Genomic DNA, 19452 nt, shown 5'->3' with positions numbered 1-19452 from the left:
TGCGGGGTGCTTCCGCGAACCCTCCTCACCGGCCCCTCGCTCGCCGACGCCGCCCTCCTCGGCCATGCGGAACAGGGCCGGGAGTGGCCGCTCCTCGTGTGGGCCCCGGGCCCGGGCGTCCGCATGGTGTCGAGCGCCGTCCTCGGCGGAGGCATCGGGGAACGGCACTGGGTCGTCAACGCACAGGTCCCGCCGGGCTACGCCCGCCTCGACCCGGTCGCCCACCTCCGTGAGCTGGCCTCCGGAGCGGGGCTGGCAGGCCCGGGCGTGGGGCTCATGACGGCCGCGTCGGTCGCGGACCGGCGTCACGCGGAGGACGGCGGCGCGCAGGCCGTCGTCACCGCCGGGATCGGTGTACGGGGCTGGGCCGCCGCTCCGGGAGCCGGCGGCGTCGCGGCCCCTCGGCCCGGAACGATCAACATCATCGTGTCGCTGCCGGTCCCGCTGACGGACGCGGCGCTCGTGAACGCGGTCGCCACGGCCACCGAGGCCAAGGTGCAGGCCCTGGTCGAACTGGGCGCCGACGCCTCCGGCACACCGACGGACGCGGTCTGCGTGGCCGCGCCCGTGCCGGGCGCGGGCACTCCCGGCGAGTCGTTCGCCGGGCCGCGCTCCCTGTGGGGCGCGCGGCTCGCCCGCGCCGTGCACGCGGCCACCCGTGCCGCCTGTACGCCGCTGCTCGCACCTCCGGACGCCCGCGGCTGATCCCGGCCGGTCTCAGCCGTGCGACAGCAGCGCCGCGGTGAGTTCGGCCGCGCGCCGGTGCCAGAGGTCCGCGCCCCGGAGCATGGCGTGGCCGCCCGTCGGCATCGGGATGCCCGCCGCGTCGGCGCCCGCCTCCCTGGCCCGGCGGACGAACTCCCAGGACTGGCGGGCCGAGGTGACCCGGTCCGTCTCGTCGTGGAGGAGGTAGAGGCGCCGGCCGCCGAGGTGGTCCACGGGCTCGTCGGCGGGACACCACGGCGCGAGCGCGACCACCCCGCGCACGGCGGGGTCGCCCGCCACGCGGAGGGCGGCCCGGCCGCCCATGGAGTGGCCGAGGAGCACGACGGGCACGGCCCCGACCCGCTCCCGGAGCCGCGCGAGGGCGGTCGAGGCGTCCCGGGCGGCGTCCGCGCGCTCGCCGTTCCAGCCGCGGTGGCGGTAGCGCACCTCGGCCACCAGGACCCCCCGGCCCCGGACGGCCCGCGTCACCGCGCCGACGAAGGGGCGCATCCGGAGCGCCGGCAGGTTGAGGGCGGGCGGCGGCTCGGGCCCCTCGGCGCGGCCGCCGTGGAGCAGCAGCACGGCGGCGGTGGGCGCGGCGGGCGCGCTGCGGACGAGGAGCCCGGTCGGATCGGCACGGCGGGTGGGGCACAGGGTCATCGCGCGGCCCTTCCGGTCGCGCGCCAGCCCTTCGGCCGGGGGACGTACCCGCGCGTGCGGGACGGATGACCGGGCCGTTGCGCCATGGGGCCTCCAGGAGTCGTGAGGACGGGACACCGTGAGGGGCGAAGTCTGCCAGGCCGAGGTGTCCGTCAGGTACACCGCGCTCCCCTCGGGACCTACCGGCCGCGGGCCTGCCGGGGGGAGGCCGCCCCACGGGACCCGGCGTCGCTCGCGCCCCGACGCGAACGCGCGCACCCGCACGGATGAGCGCCGCGGGTTCCCCGGCTCCGCTTGCGCGGCCGCGGGTGCGGGGCGGCGGAGAGTGGAGCCCTACGCCGTCGTCCTGTTCGAGCAGGGAGCCTGATGGGCAGCCGCCTGATCCGTCGTTGCCGCGACACCTTCCTCGTCGTGGTGCTCGCCGCCGTGACCGCCGCCGCGCCCGGGGTGCCGGCCCGGCCGGGGAGCGCCTCCGCCGCCGTGCCCGCCTTCGACCCGGGGCCCGCCCGGGCGGCCCTGGAGCGGCTGCTGCCGGACCGGGCCGCGCAGTTCACCCTGGTCCCCGTCGGGGAGCCCGGCTCCGGGGACTCCTTCGCGCTCTCCGGCGGAGCGGGCGCGATCCAGGTGCGGGGCACCTCGCCGGCGACGCTGCTCACCGGAGTGGGCTGGTATCTGGAGCGGGTCGCCGGGGTCGACATCGGCTGGCCGGGCGACAGCGTCGGCCGGCTGCCGGCCACGCTCCCCGCGGTCCCGGGCACGATCACCCGTTCGGCGACCGTGCCCCACCGCTACGCCCTGAACGACACGGACGAGGGGTACTCCGGCGCGTACCGTGACTTCGCCTCGTACCAGCGCGACATCGATCTGATGGCGCTGCACGGCGTGAACGAGGTCTTCGTGCCGACCGGGGCCGAATACCCCTACTACCGGGCGCTCCAGGGGTTCGGCTATGCCACGGAGGAGCTCCGGGCGTGGATCCCCGGCCCCGCGCATCAGGCCTGGTGGCTGCTGCAGAACATGTCGGGCTTCGGGGGTCCGGTGTCCGAGCGGCTGATCGAGGCGCGCGCGGCACTGGGCAGCCGGATCACGGAACACCTGCGCTCCCTGGGGATGACCCCGGTGCTCCCGGGCTTCTTCGGCACGGTGCCGCCCGGGTTCGCCGAGCGGAACCCGGGGGCGGTCACCGTCCCGCAGGGCAAGTGGGTCGGGTTCGCCCGGCCCGACTGGCTGGATCCGACGGGACCCGTCTTCGGTGAACTGGCCGCCGCCTACTACCAGGTGCAGCGGCAGCGGTTCGGTGACACCGCCATGTTCAAGATGGACCTGCTGCACGAGGGCGGCACCCCCGGACCGGTCGACGTCGCGCGGGCGGCGGAGGCCGTGCAGGAGGCCCTGGACACCGCGCACCCCGGCGCCACCTGGGTCATGCTCGGCTGGCAGAACAACCCGTCCGCCGCCCTCCTGAGCGGGGTGGACCGGAGCCGTGTGCTGATCGTCGACGGCCTCTCCGACCGGTACGAGGGGCTCGACCGCGAGACGCAGTGGGGTGGTACGCCCTACGCGTTCGGTTCGATCGCCAACTTCGGCGGCCACACCAGCCTGGGTGCCAACACGGGCGTGTGGGTGGACCGTTTCCGCACGTGGCTGACCAAGTCCGACAGCGCGCTCAGCGGCATCGCCTACCTCCCCGAGGGCACCGGCGGGAACCCCGCGTCCTTCGACCTGTTCACCGAACTCGCCTGGGAGCCGGACCCGGTCGACCACCGCGCCTGGTTCGCCGCGTACGCCGCCCGGCGCTACGGCGGTGCCGACCCGCACGCGGCCGCCGCCTGGGAACAGTTGCGCCTCGGCCCGTACAGCGGGACGTCCGGGACGTGGAGCGAGCCGCAGGACAGCCTCTTCACCGCCCGGCCGAGCCTGACGGCGGCCAGGGCGGCACGCTGGAGCCCGACCGCCATGCGGTACGACGCCGCCACGGTGGAGCGCGCCCTGTCGGAGCTGCTGCAGGTGGCGCCGGAGCTGCGGACCTCGGACGCGTACCGCTTCGACGTGGTGGACGTGGCACGCCAGGCGCTCACCAACCGGGGCCGAGCCCTGCTGCCGCGTATCAAGGCCGCGTACGACGCGAAGGACCTGGAGGGCTTCCGGGCGCTGGTGCGCGAGTGGAACGCCGGGGAGGAGCTCCTCGGCCGGCTCGTCGCCTCCGACCGGCGCTTCCTGCTCGGTCCGTGGCTCGCCGACGCGCGCTCCTGGGGCGCCGACGCGGACGAGAGCGACCGGCTCGAGTACGACGCCCGCTCGATCCTCACCACCTGGGCCGACCGGGGGCCGAGCGAGAGCGGCGGCCTGCACGACTACGCCAACCGCGAGTGGGCCGGTCTCGTCCAGGACGTGTACGCGCCGCGCTGGGCCGCGTACTTCGCGAGTCTCGACACCGCGCTCGTCCGGGGCACGGCGCCGGTCGCGATCGACTGGTTCGCCCGGGACGACGCCTGGGCGCACGGCCGGCGGGCCTACCCGACGACGCCGGAGGGCGACCCCGTCGCCCTGGCGGGGGAGGTGGGGGCGGCCCTGGCCCGGGCCTCCACGGCCGCGCACCCATGAGACGTCCCGACGGTCACCCCCGGCCGCGCGAGAACCAGTTCTTCCGCGGGACGGACCCGGCCTGCGTGTCCGACCAGGCCGGATCACCGGGGGCGGCGAAGGGGACGGGTGCCGCCGCGCCCGGCGGCGCCGGGGGCAGCGGCCGGGTCGGCGGCTGCAGACGCTTCAGCCGTGCCCGCCACGGGCCGTCCGCCATCTCGAACTGGACGACGAGCGGCCCCTCGGGCAGCGGTACGGTCTCGCGCCGCTTGCCGATCTCGTTGACCACGTTCTCGTACCGCGGCAGGGCCGCGTGGTCGTCGTGCCCCACGAGTTCGTAGACATGGACGATGAGGTTGTCGTCGCCGCGGTAGTGGACGGCCATGTCGGCCACGCCTCCCGTGTGCAGCAGCACTTGGGGACCGCGGTACGGCGCTTCCTCCTCCGTCAGGCGAGGGGCCGCCGCCAGCGGTGACACCTGCACCTGCCAGGGACCCTCGGCCTGCAGTTTCAGGCGCAGGGTGCCGTGGGCCGGGACGGTGGCGAGGACGCTGCCGTGGAAGTCCTCCTCGGTGCTGTTGACGAGGTTGTCCTCCTCCTTGTTGCGGCGGTTGAGCACCCAGAGTCCCGTGTACCCGTCGCCCCTGATGTCGAGCTGCACGACGACCGGCCCCGGCGGCAGCCCGCCCACGGTGATCACGTCGTTGTCCCGGCCCGTCTCCGTGTACGGCTCGAAGACGGGCCCGTAGGTCCACCAGCCGGCGGTGACGGGAGGGACCGGCGCCACGGGCGGAACCGCCGCGGCGGGGACCGCGAAGGGCGGGGCCGCCGGGACGACCGGTGAGGGCGGAGGCGCGAAAGCAGGCACGGGCGCGGGACCCGGTACGTATGCGGGCGTCTGCGGCGCGGCCGGTGCCGTTGTCTCACCGGCGTCGGCCACGTCCACCCCGTGGTCCGTGGCCAGTCCGGCGAGACCGCTCACCCATCCCTGGCCCACGGCGCGGAACTTCCATCCGCCCGCCCGCCGGTAGAGCTCGGCCAGCACCATCGCCGTCTCCCCGGCCGCGTCGGTGACGTCGTACCGCGCGACCGACGTGCCGTCGGGCGCGAAGGCCTCCACCGACAGTCCGGCGGCGTCCCTCATCGCGCCGTGCTCCGTCGAACCGACCAGGAGCACGCGGGTGATCTGCTCCTCCACTGCGGTGAGGCCGACCTCCAGCCACGCCGTGCCGGCCTCCGCCTGCGTGAGCCGGACCGCCCCGGAGGGATGCAACGGGGCGCCGTGGAAGACGACGTCCGCGTCACCCCTGACCCTTCCGGCCTCGGTGAGCAGCAGCGCCATGGCGTCCACGCCCCCGCGCACCGCGATCCTCAACGGCACCGACGGAACGAATCCGTTGTTGCCCTTGGTCATCTCCCCCACGACACACCGGCCTTTCCCTCGGAATTCCCACCCGATTCCTTCACAAAGAAGATCTTGCAGGCGTCGGCCACCCACGACAAGGTCCCGGCCCCCGCGGGGCCTCCGGCGCTCCGGGACCGCCCGGACCGGTCCGGCGTAGGCTTCCCCGCACACGGACAGGGCAGCAGAGGGGGGCGCATGACGGTCGGTGCGGAGCAGAGGTGGGGGTCGGACCTCGACTCGGTCGTGGTGTACGCGCAGGGCGCGCTCTGCCGGCGCCTGGCCCGGGGCACGGTGCCGCCGGACGGCCGGGTGCGGGTGACGGGGCTGCCCCGCTCGCTCGACCCCGGTTCGCTGCGGGCCCGGGTCCTGGGCGACTCCGGGGCGCGGGTCACCGAGGCGCGCGTGGAGGTCGAGGCGCAGCCGTACGCCGACGGTACCCCCGACGAGCTGCGGCGCGAGGTCGAGCGGCTGCGCGAGGCGTACGCGGCGGCGCGGGCGCGCCGAGAGCGGCACCAGGCCCTGATCGCGGAGGTCGGCGGCCTTCGCCCGATCCCGCCCGGCCGCAAGCGCGATGACCCGCACCGCCGTACCCCGGTCGACGCGTGGCTGGAGCTCGCCGACTTCGTCGACGAGCGGCTGGCGGGACTCCACGCCCGCCTCGTCGAGCTCGACGAGGCGGTCTCGCGCATCGAGCACGAGTTGGACGTCGCCATGGACAGGCTCGACCGCTCCTCCAGCGACGCGCCGCCGGCTCATGTGGAGACCACGGTCTGCGCCGTGCTGACCCTCGTCGGCGCCGAGGCGGAGGAGGCCGAGCTGGAGCTGGAGTACGGCGTGCCGGGTGCCGTCTGGGTGCCGACGTACCGCCTCACCCACCGTCAGGGCGACGGCAGCGGACAGCTTGTGCTGCGCGCCTCGGTGGCCCAGCGCACCGGCGAGGACTGGTCGGGGGTGCGCCTGGCCCTGGCCACCGCCGACCTGCGGCGCCGCACCGACCTGCCGGCGCTCCGCTCGATCCGGATCGGGCGCCGTCAGGCCGTGCCCGCGCCGTCCGGCTGGCGCGAGCCCCCGGCAGGGCTCACCGACCTGTTCACCGGGTACGAGGCGGCCGGCCCCGCGCCTTTCCCGGCCGGTTCCGCGGTGGGGGGCGGCGCGCCCGGCTCCGCCGCCGTTCCCGTGGCGGTGCCCGCCCCCGTACCGGCACCGGCACCGATCGCGCCTCCGGCGTTCACCGGGCCGCCTCCCCAGCCCGGTGGCGCGTACGGCGCCGCTCCGGAGGCCTTGGCCGGCGCGATGCCCACGGCCCCGCAGCCACCGGCTCGCGGCCGGCCGCGTGCCGGTGGCCGGGCCGGCTTCGCGGGCCGCGCGCCCCAGGCCCCCGCGGCCCCGGGCGCGGCGGCCCCGGGCGCGGCTCCGCAGCCTCCGACACCGCCGGCGGGTCCGCCGCAGCCGAGCGATGCCGAACTCGACTACGCCGCCCTGGTGTTGTCCGGCCCCGGGGAGCCTGGCGCTCGCCGTGGCCGGCTGTTCCCCGCATCCTCCTTCGACGCGGTGGCGGGCGAGTACCGGCGCCGCGCCGAGGCGGTGGCCGGGCTGCCGCTGCCCCGGCACGCGGTGCACCCCCGCACGTCGGCGGGTTCCTTCGACCACCGCTTCGACGCCGCGGCGCGGGTGGACGTCCCCTCGGACGGCACCTGGCACACCGTCACCGTCGGCGAGATCCCCGTCGTCGTGCACACCGAGCACATCTGTGTGCCCTCCGTCGAACAGACCGTGTACGCGACCCTCGCGGTCTCCAACACCACCCGCCAGGCACTGCTCGCCGGCCCGGTGGAGGTCACCGTCGACGACGACTACCTGCTGACCGCCGCGCTGCCCACGCTCGCGCCGGGTGGCGTCCGCCGGCTGGGACTCGGGCCCGCCGAGGGCGTCCGCGTCACGCGCCGCACCCACCTGAAGGAGTCCACGGCGGGTCTGCGCAACCACATCACCGTGCTCGACCACCGCGTCCACGTCGAGCTGGCGAACCGCCTGGCGGGGCCGGTCACCGTCGAGGTCCACGAGCGGGTGCCGGTCTCCTCCGAGCCGGACGTCCGCATCGAGGAACGCGCCGACTGGACGGCACCCGAGGACGGTGCCGCGCCGGAGCGGCACGCCCCGGGCACCCGCGTCTGGCGGGTGGAACTGCCCGCCGGCGGCACCGCCGCGCTCGACGGCGGCTTCGAGATCCGCATCCCGGCCGGCAAGGCCCTGGTCGACGGCAACCGCAGGAGCTGACACCCACCATGTTCACGGACCTACAGCCGATCGCCCTTCCCGTCACCGCCGTCACCTGCCTGGAGGACCGCGCCCACGTCGAGCGCACCGCCGTGCTCGACCTGGCGGCCGGCGTCCAGCGCCTGCGCCTCGGACCGGTCAGCGCGCTCGCCGTCGACCGCACCCTCCACGCCGAGCTGACCTCCGGCCACCCTGCCACCGTGCTCGACGTACGGATCGTCCGCGCGTGGACGCCGCGCGGACCGGTGCCGCCCGCCGATGACGACTCCGCCCTCCGTCACCGCGAGCACGCCCTCGAAGAGGAGCGGCTCGCCGTGGAGCAGCGCCGCGACCGGCTGCGGGGCCGCCTCGACCTGCTCGGCCGGCTCGCCGCCGACCTGCTGCGGGAGATCGGCGAGGGTGCCGGGTACGGGGAGTCCGAACGTCCCCGCTGGAGCAGCGAGCTGGACCGCGTGGACGCCGAACGCGAGACGTACGGCGAGGAACTCCGTACCGCGGAAGCCCGGCTGACGGCCCTCACCGCCGAACTCGCCGAGATCCGGCGGGCCGTGGAGCTCGCCGAGGAGGAGCCCCCCGAGCTCGTCGCCCATGTCGAGCTGACGGTGGAGGCGGCGGCCGCAGGTCCCGTACGGCTGCGGCTGAGCCATCTGACCCCGTGCGCGCTGTGGAGGCCCGCCTACCTGGCCGTGTTCGACGGGAAGTCCGTGAGCCTGGAGACGGACGCCATGGTCTGGCAGCGCACCGGGGAGGACTGGTCGGACGTGCGGCTGACGCTGTCGACCGCCCGGTCCGCGCTCGCCACCGAGCCGCCGCGGCTCGTCGAGGACCGGCTGACGCTCAAGGACCGCAGCGCGGCGGAGCGCCGCACGATCGACGTCGAACTGCGCGAGGAGGAGATCGCGACGCTCGGTCCGGCGCCGGTGCTCGGTCTGCCGGGCGTGGACGACGGGGGCGAGGCGAGGGTGCTGCACTCCCCCGCGCCGGTCTCCGTGCCGGGGGACGGCCGGGCCCACCGGGTGCCGGTCTCCTCGTTCACGACCGCCGCGAGCAGCGAGTACGCCTGCTCGCCCGAACTGTCCCCGCTGGTCACCCAGGTGGTGAGGTGCGACAACCTGTCCGGCCATGCCCTGCTCGCGGGGCCCGTGGACCTGGTCCGGGGCAGCGGGTTCACCGGCCGGGGCACGCTGGACTTCACGGCTCCCGGCGCCGCCGTGGAGCTCGCCTTCGGGAGCCGCGACGACCACCGGGTGGTCCGGTACACGGAGGAGTCCCGCGACACCACCGGGCTCACCCAGCGGACGGTCGTCACCCGCACGGTCCGGCTGCACCTGTCCCGGTTCTCGCCGCCCGGGGAGCAGGACGAGCGGGTGGTCGTGCTGCGGGAGCGGATCCCCGTCTCCGAGGTCTCGGCGGTGGAGGTGCGCCTGCGCGAGGAGGCCTGCTCCCCGGCGCCCGACGCCGTGGACGAGGAAGGCATCGTCCGCTGGGACGTCTCCCTGCCGCCGGGCGGCCGCCGTACGGTCACGCTGGTGTACGAGCTGTCTGCGACGGCCAAGGTTGCGGGGCTCTGAGCCGATGACCGCGACCACCGGTGCCCGCAGCACCGCGCCCATGCCGGTGCGCCCTTCGGCCCGGCCGGGCGCGGCGCTGCTCCGCACCGCCGCGCTGACGCTGTACCTCTGGGCGTCGGCCGGTGCCGTCGCCGTCGTCTCGTATCTCCTCCCGCGCGCGGACTGGGTCGCCATCGGCCTCGGCGTGGTGCTCTTCCTGCTGTTCGGGATCCTGCTGCATCTGGTGCACCGGGGTGTGTGGTTGGTGCTCCTCGCCGCCGTACCGGCGTTGTTCGTACTGGTCGGCGCCGTGCAGTACGCCCCCGAGCTGGCGCTTGAGCGGTACGGCGTGCGGGAGAGCGTCGTCGTGACGGCCGACAGTGCCGCCCCCGCCGGCGGCAAGAACCACCGGCTCACCCTGCGTCGCGCCGACGGCCACGTGCTGGCCGAGCGGCTGGTGTACCGCGGTGTCGACGCTCCGAGGGTCGGCGACCGGTTCGACGTCGTCCGCGACTCCCGGGGCGAGTTGCCGATGGAGCGGGCGGACGAGGTCGACGCGGCGGGCCGGCGGGACGGACTCGTCGGCGGTGCGGCCGTGTTGACGGTCCTGGTGTTCCTGGCCGGATGGCGCGGTCATGTCTCCCGCCGTCGTGACGGGGAGCGTTCTCCCGGCGCCCGCCCCTGAGACAACCCCCGGGGGTTCGGGCGCCGGGCACCCTAGCAGTCCGGCGCCCTCCGCATCCGGAACTCTCCCTACTCTCCACAACCGGGCGGTGGCGTACGGTAGTCATGGGGGCGGGAGGGAACACCTTGGTCTTCAGTCTGGGTCGCCGCCGCAAGGCCGCCACTGTCAGCGCTTGTCCGTTCACGTCCGCCCCCTCGTCCAGCGAGCGGCAGGACCGACCACGCAGGTCCGTCACGCGGGTGACGGACCACCGGGAGGCGGAGAGTTTCGTCCGGCAGTTCCATCACGAGCAGCCCGATACCGGGGACGTGGAGCGCAGAGTCCGCGAGGTGCTGGCCGCGATCGACCGGACCGGTACGTACGAACACACCCCGGCCGAACTCTCCTTCGGCGCCCGGGTCGCCTGGCGCAACGCGGCCCGCTGCATCGGCAGGCTCTACTGGCGCAGCCTCGTGGTGCGCGACCTGCGGCAGGTCACGTCGGCCGACGGCATCGCCGCCGCGTGCTTCGAGCACCTGCGGATCGCCGGGAACGGCGGCCGGATCCGGCCGGTGATCTCGGTGTTCGCCCCCGACCGGCCGGACCGTCCCGCGCCGCGGATCGTCAACGACCAACTGGTGCGTTACGCAGGGCACAACACCCCGGAGGGCCGCCGGCTCGGCGACCCCCGCGCCGCCGAGCCGACCGCCCGCGCCCGCGCCCTGGGCTGGAAGCGCGACGAAGAGGCCTTCCAGGTCCTTCCGTTGATGGTCGAGGAGCGTCCGGGCGCGCGGCCCGAGTGGTACGAGCTGCCGGACGACTGTGTCATGGAGGTGCCGCTCCGACACCCGGACCACGGGTGGTTCACGGAGCTCGGACTGCGCTGGTACGCGGTGCCGGCGATCAGCGACATGACGCTGGAGATCGGCGGGGTGCGCTATCCGGCGGCGCCGTTCAACGGCTGGTACATGGGGACGGAGATAGGCGCCCGCAATCTCGCCGACGTCGAGCGCTACGACCTCCTCCCGGTGGTCGCCGACCGGCTGGGCCTCGACCGCTCCTCGGAACGCACGCTGTGGCGGGACCGGGCGCTCGTCGAGCTCAACGTGGCGGTGCTGCACTCCTTCCAGCGGGCAGGGGTGACGATGGCGGACCACCACACGGAGTCCGAGCGGTTCCTGCGGCACATCGCGCAGGAGAGCCGGCACGGCAGGCCCGTGCCGGCCGACTGGAGCTGGATCGTCCCGCCCGTGTCCGGCTCCACGACTCCGGTCTTCCACCGGTACTACGACCCGGTGGACACGTCTCTGCGCCCCGCGTTCCTCGCCCGGGAGCGGTGAGAGCGGCTCCGCGTCAGGCAGCGGGGCCGGGCGGCAGGTGGACCGTCATGATCAGACGGCAGGTCGTCTCGCCCGCACCGCGGTAGGCGTGGGTGGCGTCGCCGTCGAAGGTGGCGGTCTGCCCGGCCTCGACGGAGTGCTCCGTGCCGTCGAGGACCAGGGTCATCCGGCCGGCGGTGACGCTGACGGTCTCCACGACTCCGGCCCGGTGGGGGTGGCTGGGGTACTCCTCGCCCGGTTCGAGGGTCCAGCGCCAGACCTCGACCGGGGCCGGGCCCGAGGTCGTCAGCATGAGGCGGGCCTCGCTGCCCAGACTGCCGGTCCAGAGCGGCGCGACGGCCTCGGCGGTGACGACGCGGACGCGGCCCTCGGCCGGGCCCTCCATCAGGGCGGAGACAGAGACGCCGAGGGTGTCGGCGAGGCGGACGAGGGTGGCGAAGTTCGGGTTCCCCTGGGCCTTCTCCAGGCCCACCAGGGCGCCTTTGCTGACCTGGGCGCGTCTGCCGAGTTCGTCCAGGGACAGGCCGGCCCGGTTGCGGGCCGTCCTCACGTTGCGGGCGAGGGTCCGCAGGGCTGCCTCGGTCTCGGCCATCCGATCACCGTTCGCGTAGGTGGACCAGTGGAATGCACCGTCCGGTCGTTTGATTGACACAGCGCGGTCGATCCGATGGACGGTCCGGTCGTTCCATTGAACACGCTACTCGTTCGGCGTGGACGGGCTGGTCTGGGGCGCCGCGTCCGGCGTCGCCTCGGCCGCGGCCTTCGCGCTGCTCTACCGGACCCTGGCGATCGGCCCGATGAACGTCCTCTCGCCGGTGACCGCGCTCGTGTCCGCCGTGCTCCCCGTCGGCGTGGGGCTGCTCCAGGGCGAGTGCCTGGGCGTCACCGGCCTCGTGGTGCTGCCGCTCGCCCTGGCCGCGGTGGTCCTGGTCAGCGCGGGACACGGCTCCGGCACGGCACGCCCGTCGCCCGCAGCGGGGACCTCGCCGTCGTCGCCGTCATCACCGCCCTCCACCCGGCCGGCACGGTCCTGCTCGCCCGCAGCGTCCTCGCCGAACGCATCCACCGCGGCCGGCTCGTCGGTCTGGGAACAGCGGCGGTGGCCGTCAGCCTCCAGGCCCTGACCTGACCGGGCCCGCCCTTCTCGTCCGCACGCACGCACGAACTCCCCGTGGCCACGCCGACAGAACGGGCCGTCCGGTGCCTCGGGCCGTCGGGTGGTCCCGCCTGAAGCGAAGGGGGACGCTGGAACTGAGCGCGTCCGGGGTCCCGGGCGCGCCCCGAACGGAGCGCCCGCCCAGCCCACCGGAGGACCTCCGCAAGGGTCTTGCGGCGACCACGCCCTCGTGAGCCTCACGCCGGCTTCGCGCGGCCGACGTAGCGGATGACCTCGCAGTCGTCGAGTATCACCAGGCCCTCGCCCACCAGTTCGTCCAGCTGCGGCAGGAAGGCGCGGATCTTCTCCTCGGCGTCGACGATGACCACGGCCACGGGGAGGTCCTCGCTCAGCGACAGAAGCCGCTGGGTGTGGATCAGCGACGAGGCCCCGAAGCCCTCGATGCCGCGGAACACGCTCGCCCCCGCGAGACCGGCCTCACGCGCCCGGCCGACGATCTGGGTGTACAGCGGCTTGTGGTGCCACAGATCGGTCTCCCCCACGAAGACCGTCACCCGCAGGGCCCTGCCCGTCAGCCTGGTCATCGACGCCTCCCTGCCGTACACGGCGCCCCGCGCGGCAGCGAGGCAGGCCCGCACTTCGAGTCTACGGTCGTGCCTCCACGGGGGTCGCGCCGCGCGCGAAGGGGGCCGGCCGGGACGCCGGCCCCCTTCCGTGGGCGGGGCGGGTCAGCAGCCGCTCGTGAGCCAGCGGCAGGCGGTGATCAGCGCGGCGGCGTGCTCCTCGCCGCGGGCGTCCTCAGTGCGGACCTCCTCCGGCAGGACCTGCAGGGCATCGATGTCGTACTCCGTCATGACGGTCTCCTTCTCGGATTCTTCGGATATTTCGGTGGTACGCCGGCGGCCTCGGGCCGCCGGACACTCAGGGGTGGACCGGCCCGTCCTCGGGCAGCCAGGCACGCGGGCCTCCGCACCGCAGGCGCAGCAGCAGGGAGAGGCTCCCGGCGAGGCCGGTGGCGTACTCGGCGAGGACGGTCCTGCGGTTCTCGTCGGGTACGAGGAGGCGGCCGTCGCGCAGTACCGCCTGTGCGGCCAGGTGCTCGACCAGGAGCTCGGCGGCGGCGCGGTGGCTCTCGTCACCCGTCCGCACGGCGGCGTCGAGGAGGAACTCGGCGTTCCCCGCGAGCCCGTGACAGGTGGCCGGCGAGTCGGTCACCCTGCCCACCCGTACGGCGCGGGCCGCACCCTCCACCAGGTCGCGTACGAGCGTGTCGGACGCGCCGGTCGCCGACCAGAGCCGGACCAGGAAGGTGCCGACACCGGAGGAGCCGCTGCACCAGTGGCGGGCGAGCTCCGGGGAGTCGGAGAGGTGGCGTGCCCGGTCCACGGGCCAGAGCACACCCGCCGGTCCGCTGCGGGCGGCGGCCGCGAGGGTGGCCCCCGCCTCGGTGGCCGCGTCGAGGTACCGCTTGTCGCCGGTGGCCTCCGCCGCGAGCAGCAGGAAGGTGCCGACGCCGGCCACGCCGTGCGCGAAGCCGTAGTGCCAGGCACCGGCGAGCGCCGAGCCGAAGTCCTCCGGCACGGGCCAGAAGACTCCCTCGGGGGTGCGCCGGGCCGCGTCGAGCAGTCCGTCCGCGGCCTCGGCGGCGCGGTCCAGGAACCGCGGGTCCCCGGTGGTGCGCCAGAAGTGCAGCTGTGTCAGACCGGAGCCGGCCACGCCGTGGCAGACGTCCGGGTTGGGGCCACGGACGGGCAGTCCGAGGGCGAGTGCGAGGGCCCGGTCCGCGAGGGCGGTGTCGTCCAGGGCCCGGGCGGCGTCGAGCAGGGCCCAGGCCGTGCCCGAACGGCCGAAGTGCAGCCCGGGCGGGTCGCTCGGCAGTGTCTCCTGCCGCTGCGCGGTCCAATGGGCGGCGGAGCGGAGGCCTTCGGCGAGCGCCTCGCGGGTCACGGCACCGGTCGCCGTGGAACCGAGCCCGGTGTCCCAGTGGCCGAGGGCCCGGGCGAGCAGGGCGACGCCGCCGGCCGAGCCGTGCTGGACGGCCACCGGGTCGCAGGTCTCGCCGAACGAGTCCGAGGCCCAGAGCCGTTCGGGGTCGTCGGGACGCATCGTGGCCAGGAGGTGGGCGATGCCGTCGTGCAGAAGCCGCGCGCGCGTGGCCGCCGCGTCCGGGTGCTCGTCCTCCTCCGGGGGCAGGCAGGCATCCGGAGCCCGGCCTGCGTCGAGGAACTCCCGTGCCCGGTCCAGGGTCCACCGGTCCTCGGGTGTGTCCCGCGTCAGCCCCAGGATCAGCGGCGTGAACCTCCGTACGCGGGCGTCGTCGCGGGCCAGGAGCCGCACGAGGTCCGCGAGGCGCCGTTCGTCCGGCCGGGCCGTGTCCCGCGGCAGGTCCTCCGCGAGGACAGGGTCCGCTCCGGTCAGGGCGTGCAGGACGGTGGCGCCGAGGGCGTACAGGTCGACGCCCGGCGGCAGGGCGGGGGCCACCTGGTCGACGGCGCGCAGCTCGGGGGCGGTGTAGCCGGGGGTGGCGCCGAGGACCCACCGCTCCCCTTCGCCGGCCGCCATCTCCAGGTCGATGAGGACGAGCCGCCCGTCCGGGGTGACCATGACGTTGTTGGGGTTGAAGTCGTGCAGGGTGACGCCGAGTTCATGCGCCGTGGCGACGAGGTCGACGAGCTGCCGGACCAGGGAGTCGGCCGTGCGGTCGTCGGGGCAGCCGCTGCCGTCCCGGGCGAGGCGCTCGGCGACGGTGCGCCGGAGCGTCGCCCCGGGGACCGATTCGGTGGCCAGGAACACGCTGCCCTGCTGTTCGAACACCTCGACGAGCCCCGGGACATGGTCGGGGCGCGCCCGGCCGAACCGTTCGAGCAGGGCGGCCTCGCGGCGCAACAGGTCCCGGACGTCGAGGCCTTCGAGTCCGGCGCCCACGTGGGGCCGCGCCTGCTTGACGACGACCTGCGCGCCGGTGCGGGTGTCCTCGGCCCGGAAGACCCCACCCTTGTTGGAGTGCTGGATCGCGCCCCGTACGAGGAAGCGGTCGCCCAGGAGGACGGGCTTGGCCGTGGCCGTGCTGCGGGCGGGTGCGGCGGGACGGTCGGGGAAGGGGTCACCGGCCCAGGCCGGCGGGCTGAACCAGGCGTTGCGCTCGTCGGCGACCGGCCGGCCCTCGGGGTCGGTGAGGCGGGCCGCGAAGGAGCCGTCGGCCGTCAGTTCCCGGACGCCCTTGAACACGCCGTACCGGTAGAAGACCTGGCTGCCGGGGCGGTAGCGGCGGTCGGAGAGGACGGCGGGGCCGGGGAGTCCCTCGGTCGCCCGGTGGAGTTCCTCGGCGAGCTGCCGGAACTGCGCGTCGTCCGCCGGGTAGACGGTCAGGAACTTGCCGCCCCCGCCGCGCGCGAAGCGCCCGGACACCAGCGCGGCGACCTTGGCCGGACTCCCGGCGAACTTGAAGGCCGCGCGGTGGGCCACGAGGACCTCGGCGGACCGGGCGAGGACCAGCGGCGCGGAGAGCGGGGTGGCGGGGACGTGGAGCTTCCAGCCCTGGGCCCGTCCGACGGCCCCGCCGGGCACGACGTGACACCAGAACTCGCCGGGTTCGACGCTCCACGGCTGCTGTGCGCTCCGGGCGATCGCGGCGTGCACGATGTCGGGCAACAAGGCCCGGTCGACGGCACTTTCGGCGCGCGAGAGCCGGGGGCCGGGGGCGTACGGGGAAGGGATTCCGGTGGGGGACGACATGCCTACTGCACCGGCCGCTCGTAGTCGTCGCCCCAGCTGGTGTCCAAGGGGTTCGCGGCGACCGTCCGCGTCGTCTCCGGTGCGCCGCCCTGGGTGGCGACGGTCGCTCCGCCGGCGAGGAGGACGGCGAGGAGAAGGAGGCAGCGGACGGCAACGGACATGGTGCGGCTCCTGGTTCGGGAGAGGAGAGGGCGGGCGGGAAGCTCCGTGTCTGGCGGGTTCACGCCGTATGTCGGCCTGATGGGGTTTCCCTCGGCCGGACACCACCAGTCCATCCCGGCGAGCCCGCTTGGTCCAGGGCCATGACCTGGCAATACCCTGCATGGCACGGAAGTAGCAGGGCCGCATCACGGGGGAAATGCGTGACTACTGGGGTGGATGTGGACGGAATGCCGCGGCTGGACGCCGGGGCCGTCGCCGTCTTCGCGTACGCACTGGAGCACGGTGGCGTCGCGGACGGGTCGCCGGACGGGCTTCCGGCCCTCGGGCTCGGCCGCGAGGAGGTCGAGGCGGCCTGCCGCACCCTGCGGCGGCTCCGGCTGCTCCGGCCGGCACCGGGCCGGAGCGAGGAGCTGATCCCGGTGAGCCCGGACGCCGCCGCGGCGGAGGTGGTCGGCCCGCTGGAGGCGGAGCTCGCACGGGCCGCCGCGCACGCCCAGTCCCTCCGCGACGATCTGCACTCCCTGATGCCCCGATACCGTGCCGCCCGGCGCGAGCAGGGCCGCCGGGAGGGCTTCGACGTCCTGCCCGACATGGCGTCCGCCTCCGCGATGCTCACCGAGGAGTCGGCCCGCTGCCGGGAGGAGGTGTTCAGCATCCAGCCGGGCGGCGGCCGGGCGGCGCACCGCCTCGGGGACGCCGTCGAGCGGGACGTGGCGATGCTCCGCCGGGGCGTGCGGATGCGCACGCTGTACCAGCACTCGGCGCGGACCAGCCTCTCCACCCAGGGGTACGTGGAGCGGCTCACCGAGGCCGGCGCCGAGTACCGCACCGCGGCCGAACTGCCCGACCGGGCCGTGGTCTTCGACCGTTCCGTGGCCTTCCTTCCCCGGCGCGCCGACGGTGGTACGGGCGAGGGGGCGGTCCTCGTCCGGGACCCCGACGTGGTGGCGTACCTCTGCCGGGTGTTCGAGCAGCACTGGTCCGGGGCGGTCCCCTTCCGGGGCACCAGCGAGGCCGCGTACAAGGAGGTCGGGCCCAGTCTGCGGCGGGCGCTCGTGGGGCTGCTCGCGGAGGGCGCCAAGGACGAGGTGATCGCCCGTCGGATGGGGATGTCGCTGCGCACCTGCCGCCGTCACATCGCCGATCTCCTGGAGGAGTTGGGGGCGGAGAGCCGCTTCCAGGGCGGTGCGCTCGCGGAGCGTGCCGGGCTCACGGGAGCGGAGGTCACGACGGACGGGTCCGAGGGCACCGGCCACCGGTAGGGTGCCGTCCTGCAAACAGTGTTCTGCGTGGGGAGACATGGGTTCATGGGCGGTCAGCAAGCGGACCGGGGCGGCTCCGAGGTGTTCCAGCCCCTGGCGGCGGACGACCCGACGACGGTCGCCGGATATCGGCTCGCGGCCCGGCTCGGCGCCGGCGGCATGGGCAAGGTGTACCTGTCGTACACCCCCGGCGGGCGTCCGGTGGCCATCAAGCTGATCCGTCCCGAGTTCGGCGAGGACGCGGAGTTCCGGCGCCGGTTCGCCCAGGAGGTACGCTCCGCGCAGCGCGTCCAGGGCCTGTTCACCGCCCCCGTCATCGACGCGGACCCCGACGGCGCGCAGCCGTGGCTGGCCACCGCGTACGTGCCGGGGCCCTCGCTCGCCGACGCGGTCGTGGCGCACGGCGCGCTGCCCGTGGAGACGGTGCTGCTGCTCGTCGCGGGCATGGCCGAGGCCCTGCACGTCATCCACGGCGCCGGCATCGTGCACCGGGACCTGAAGCCGTCCAATGTGCTGCTCGCCGCCGACGGGCCGCGCGTCATCGACTTCGGCATCGCGCACGCCGCCGACGCGACGTCCCTGACGGGCAGTGGAGTCACCATAGGGACACCGTCGTTCATGGCGCCCGAGCAGGCGGCGGGGCGCAAGGTCACGTCCGCCACGGACGTGTTCGCGCTCGGTCAGGTCGCGGCGTACGCGGCGACCGGTGTCCCGGCCTTCGGCGAGGGCACCGGGCACGGGGTGCTGTACCGGATCGTGCACGAGGAGCCGGACCTGAGCGCCGTTCCGGAGCGGCTCACCGAACTGGTCACGCGCTGCCTCGCGAAGGACCCCGAGGCCCGGCCGACGCTCGCCGAGATCATCCGGCTGTGCCAGGCGGCGAACGCGGCGACGGTGCTGCGGCGGCCCGAGGACTGGCTGCCGGGCGTGGTCTCCGCCGAGATCACGGCCCGGGCGGCGGCTCCCGCGCCACCGCAGACGCCCCCGCCGCCGACGACCGCCCCGGCAGGGGCACCGGCGGCACCGGCGGCGCCGGCCGGGTACTCGCCGACGGTGCCGTCCGCGCCGTCGACCCCGCCGCCCGGGTTCGGCCCGCCGCCGAACACGGTCCCCGCCGTCCCCACGGGCCCGGCCGCCGCCCCGGTCGCACCCCCGGCCGCGGCCGCTCCGGCGCCCGGCTACGCGTACGCGCCGACGCAGGGTCCCGGCAGCTCCGGGTACGCCCCGACGCAGGGCCCGGGCGGTCCCGCGTACCCGCAGCAGGCCTGGTCCGGCCCGTCGGCGCCGACCGGCTACCGGCCCCCGCACCCGCCCCAGCAGCAGCGGAAGGGCGGCGGGCGCGGTCTCGTCATCGCCGTCGCCGCCGTCCTCGCCTTCGCCGTCGCGGGCGGGGCGACCGCCTACGTCGTACTGAAGGACAAGGACGGGCAGGCGGCCTCGAACTCCGGCGGCAAGCCCAACGGGAAGGCCTCGTCGAGCACACAGGGCAGCGGGGGCACGGGGAACGGGAGCTCCACCCCCAAGCCGTCGACGGCACCGGCCCCGCAGGCCGCCACGTACAAGAACATCAACCTCACGGCCGGCTACCACCTGACGCTCGGGGACACGGACGTACGCCCCCAGGACGGGGAGGACAACGGCTACGAACTCTCCTACGACACCGGCGGCTACCTCGACGCCGAGAGCAGCGGCGGCAACCTGGTCCTGCTCGACCCCGGCCAGGCGGGTTCGCTCGAAGCGTGCCGCGCGGAGACCCGGTTCACCCAGAACATCTACGTGAACAAGCTGTCGCCGGGCCGCCAGGTCTGCGTCACCACGGGCACCGGCCATCTCGGTCTGGTCACCGTCAAGGCCTTCTCCCCGGAGGACTCGCCGAGCACCTATATGACCCTCGACCTGACGGTCTGGCGGAACGCCGCGCCGTCCACGCCGACGGGCTGAGGCGACGGCGGGCGACTGCGACGTGGATTCACCGTCATCGAGGAGGGCCGG

Annotated in this window: 15 protein-coding genes and 1 pseudogene; 9 read left to right on the top strand and 7 right to left on the bottom strand. The window is 75.1% G+C overall.

Going from position 1 to position 19452, the window contains the following annotated elements:
- Positions 1 to 6 precede the first annotated feature (6 nt).
- Complete coding sequence (locus AC07AW_RS12970; RefSeq protein ID WP_478815503.1) at positions 7 to 705, top strand: adenosylcobinamide amidohydrolase; 699 nt, start codon at positions 7 to 9, stop codon at positions 703 to 705.
- Between the two features lie 12 nt (positions 706 to 717).
- On the opposite strand, the gene AC07AW_RS12965 is transcribed toward AC07AW_RS12970, so the two are convergent.
- On the bottom strand, positions 718 to 1365 hold the full coding sequence (locus tag AC07AW_RS12965) for a dienelactone hydrolase family protein (protein ID WP_478815502.1): 648 nt from the start codon (positions 1363 to 1365) through the stop codon (positions 718 to 720).
- A gap of 366 nt (positions 1366 to 1731) precedes the next feature.
- Between AC07AW_RS12965 and AC07AW_RS12960 the strand changes: the two genes are divergently transcribed.
- Positions 1732 to 3969: an alpha-N-acetylglucosaminidase gene (locus tag AC07AW_RS12960; RefSeq protein WP_478815501.1), complete on the top strand. Its 2238-nt coding sequence runs from the start codon at positions 1732 to 1734 to the stop codon at positions 3967 to 3969.
- Between the two features lie 13 nt (positions 3970 to 3982).
- On the opposite strand, the gene AC07AW_RS12955 is transcribed toward AC07AW_RS12960, so the two are convergent.
- The gene (locus AC07AW_RS12955) at positions 3983 to 5362 is read right to left on the bottom strand and encodes a TerD family protein (protein ID WP_478816225.1); all 1380 of its coding nucleotides are present in this window, start codon (positions 5360 to 5362) and stop codon (positions 3983 to 3985) included.
- A 186-nt stretch (positions 5363 to 5548) separates the two neighbouring features.
- Between AC07AW_RS12955 and AC07AW_RS12950 the strand changes: the two genes are divergently transcribed.
- From AC07AW_RS12950 to AC07AW_RS12935, 4 genes are all read left to right on the top strand, one after another.
- A complete protein-coding gene (locus tag AC07AW_RS12950) occupies positions 5549 to 7630 on the top strand; it encodes a DUF4139 domain-containing protein (protein WP_478815500.1) in 2082 nt (693 codons plus the stop codon).
- A gap of 8 nt (positions 7631 to 7638) precedes the next feature.
- On the top strand, positions 7639 to 9201 hold the full coding sequence (locus AC07AW_RS12945) for a mucoidy inhibitor MuiA family protein (RefSeq protein ID WP_478815499.1): 1563 nt from the start codon (positions 7639 to 7641) through the stop codon (positions 9199 to 9201).
- Positions 9202 to 9205: 4 nt separating this feature from the next.
- A complete protein-coding gene (locus tag AC07AW_RS12940; RefSeq protein WP_478815498.1) occupies positions 9206 to 9865 on the top strand; it encodes a hypothetical protein in 660 nt (219 codons plus the stop codon).
- A 308-nt stretch (positions 9866 to 10173) separates the two neighbouring features.
- Complete coding sequence (locus AC07AW_RS12935) at positions 10174 to 11184, top strand: nitric oxide synthase oxygenase (protein ID WP_478815497.1); 1011 nt, start codon at positions 10174 to 10176, stop codon at positions 11182 to 11184.
- Positions 11185 to 11197: 13 nt separating this feature from the next.
- Here the strand turns inward: AC07AW_RS12935 and AC07AW_RS12930 are convergent, their stop codons facing one another.
- Positions 11198 to 11776: a helix-turn-helix domain-containing protein gene (locus tag AC07AW_RS12930; protein WP_478815496.1), complete on the bottom strand. Its 579-nt coding sequence runs from the start codon at positions 11774 to 11776 to the stop codon at positions 11198 to 11200.
- 109 nt (positions 11777 to 11885) lie between these two features.
- On the opposite strand from AC07AW_RS12930, the pseudogene AC07AW_RS12925 reads away from it, so the two are divergent.
- Positions 11886 to 12313 (top strand): annotated as a pseudogene (locus AC07AW_RS12925) (EamA family transporter); the annotation flags it as partial.
- A 224-nt stretch (positions 12314 to 12537) separates the two neighbouring features.
- On the opposite strand, the gene AC07AW_RS12920 reads toward AC07AW_RS12925, so the two are convergent.
- The 4 genes from AC07AW_RS12920 to AC07AW_RS12905 form a co-directional block, all read right to left on the bottom strand.
- Positions 12538 to 12885 carry a DUF190 domain-containing protein gene (locus tag AC07AW_RS12920; RefSeq protein WP_478815495.1) on the bottom strand — a complete coding sequence of 116 codons (348 nt, stop codon included), beginning with the start codon at positions 12883 to 12885 and terminating at the stop codon, positions 12538 to 12540.
- A gap of 144 nt (positions 12886 to 13029) precedes the next feature.
- On the bottom strand, positions 13030 to 13155 hold the full coding sequence (locus tag AC07AW_RS12915; protein WP_255325155.1) for a hypothetical protein: 126 nt from the start codon (positions 13153 to 13155) through the stop codon (positions 13030 to 13032).
- Positions 13156 to 13222: 67 nt separating this feature from the next.
- A complete protein-coding gene (gene lanL, locus AC07AW_RS12910) occupies positions 13223 to 16036 on the bottom strand; it encodes a class IV lanthionine synthetase LanL (protein ID WP_478815494.1) in 2814 nt (937 codons plus the stop codon).
- 2 nt (positions 16037 to 16038) lie between these two features.
- Positions 16039 to 16197: a hypothetical protein gene (locus AC07AW_RS12905; RefSeq protein WP_478815493.1), complete on the bottom strand. Its 159-nt coding sequence runs from the start codon at positions 16195 to 16197 to the stop codon at positions 16039 to 16041.
- Between the two features lie 228 nt (positions 16198 to 16425).
- On the opposite strand from AC07AW_RS12905, the gene AC07AW_RS12900 reads away from it, so the two are divergent.
- Both AC07AW_RS12900 and AC07AW_RS12895 read left to right on the top strand, forming a co-directional pair.
- A complete protein-coding gene (locus AC07AW_RS12900; RefSeq protein ID WP_478815492.1) occupies positions 16426 to 17460 on the top strand; it encodes a hypothetical protein in 1035 nt (344 codons plus the stop codon).
- A 45-nt stretch (positions 17461 to 17505) separates the two neighbouring features.
- Positions 17506 to 19401 carry a serine/threonine-protein kinase gene (locus AC07AW_RS12895; RefSeq protein ID WP_478815491.1) on the top strand — a complete coding sequence of 632 codons (1896 nt, stop codon included), beginning with the start codon at positions 17506 to 17508 and terminating at the stop codon, positions 19399 to 19401.
- Positions 19402 to 19452: the final 51 nt, after the last annotated feature.

It is taken from the genome of Streptomyces sp. NPDC044003 (genome assembly GCF_056435185.1).
Note: the sequence above shows the minus strand (reverse complement) of the source record. Positions and strands in the feature narration are given on the sequence as shown.

Coding starts and splice junctions, on each gene's coding strand:
- AC07AW_RS12950 (WP_478815500.1), top strand. CDS start 5,549: ATGACGGTCGGTGCGGAGCAGAGGTGGGGGTCGGACCTCGACTCGGTC.
- AC07AW_RS12945 (WP_478815499.1), top strand. CDS start 7,639: ATGTTCACGGACCTACAGCCGATCGCCCTTCCCGTCACCGCCGTCACC.
- AC07AW_RS12900 (WP_478815492.1), top strand. CDS start 16,426: ATGCCGCGGCTGGACGCCGGGGCCGTCGCCGTCTTCGCGTACGCACTG.
- AC07AW_RS12930 (WP_478815496.1), bottom strand. CDS start 11,776: ATGGCCGAGACCGAGGCAGCCCTGCGGACCCTCGCCCGCAACGTGAGG.
- AC07AW_RS12960 (WP_478815501.1), top strand. CDS start 1,732: ATGGGCAGCCGCCTGATCCGTCGTTGCCGCGACACCTTCCTCGTCGTG.
- AC07AW_RS12920 (WP_478815495.1), bottom strand. CDS start 12,885: ATGACCAGGCTGACGGGCAGGGCCCTGCGGGTGACGGTCTTCGTGGGG.
- AC07AW_RS12965 (WP_478815502.1), bottom strand. CDS start 1,365: ATGACCCTGTGCCCCACCCGCCGTGCCGATCCGACCGGGCTCCTCGTC.
- AC07AW_RS12895 (WP_478815491.1), top strand. CDS start 17,506: ATGGGCGGTCAGCAAGCGGACCGGGGCGGCTCCGAGGTGTTCCAGCCC.
- AC07AW_RS12955 (WP_478816225.1), bottom strand. CDS start 5,362: ATGACCAAGGGCAACAACGGATTCGTTCCGTCGGTGCCGTTGAGGATC.
- AC07AW_RS12905 (WP_478815493.1), bottom strand. CDS start 16,197: ATGTCCGTTGCCGTCCGCTGCCTCCTTCTCCTCGCCGTCCTCCTCGCC.
- AC07AW_RS12915 (WP_255325155.1), bottom strand. CDS start 13,155: ATGACGGAGTACGACATCGATGCCCTGCAGGTCCTGCCGGAGGAGGTC.
- lanL (WP_478815494.1), bottom strand. CDS start 16,036: ATGTCGTCCCCCACCGGAATCCCTTCCCCGTACGCCCCCGGCCCCCGG.
- AC07AW_RS12940 (WP_478815498.1), top strand. CDS start 9,206: ATGACCGCGACCACCGGTGCCCGCAGCACCGCGCCCATGCCGGTGCGC.